This is a genomic window from Vibrio sp. 10N.286.52.C3 (genome assembly GCF_041468865.1).
Taxonomy (GTDB): domain Bacteria; phylum Pseudomonadota; class Gammaproteobacteria; order Enterobacterales; family Vibrionaceae; genus Vibrio; species Vibrio crassostreae_C.
In genome coordinates, this window is sequence record NZ_JBFRJM010000085.1 from 1 (window position 1) to 525 (window position 525).

1 tRNA gene and 1 rRNA gene are annotated in these 525 nt (G+C 39.4%); both read right to left on the reverse strand.

Going from position 1 to position 525, the window contains the following annotated elements:
• Positions 1-272: 272 nt before the first annotated feature.
• Positions 273-348 (reverse strand) — tRNA-Glu (locus AB4138_RS22795).
• A gap of 67 nt (positions 349-415) precedes the next feature.
• Positions 416-525 (reverse strand): 16S ribosomal RNA (locus AB4138_RS22800); the annotation flags it as partial.

Here is a 525-nt window from a genome sequence, read left to right on the forward strand (position 1 = left end):
ACTGTTTGCCGGACTCAATTTCGATTCAAACTAAGTTTGAATCACTCTTTATTTCCACTTTTAAAAAGTGAAGACAAAAAGCCAAGACACTTGAATGTGTTTGTTGTGTTTATACCGTTCTTATTAAATAAGAGCAGATAAACATTGAGAACTTTTAAATTTGATTGAATTACTCGTAAGTAAATCAATCAGTCAGCTTTCCAAATTGTTAAAGAGCTTGATTCAATAAAATGAACCATTTTTAAAAACACTTAAATAAATGTGCTTAAAGATGGTATCCCGTAGGGGAGTCGAACCCCTGTTACCGCCGTGAAAGGGCGGTGTCCTAGGCCTCTAGACGAACGGGACATAGGTTACTCTTAACTTTTCTAAACCTAATCAATCTGTGTGGGTACTCATCAAAGATATCTTCGTATAAGGAGGTGATCCAGCCCCAGGTTCCCCTAGGGCTACCTTGTTACGACTTCACCCCAGTCATGAACCACAAAGTGGTGAGCGTCCTCCCCGAAAGGTTAAACTACCCAC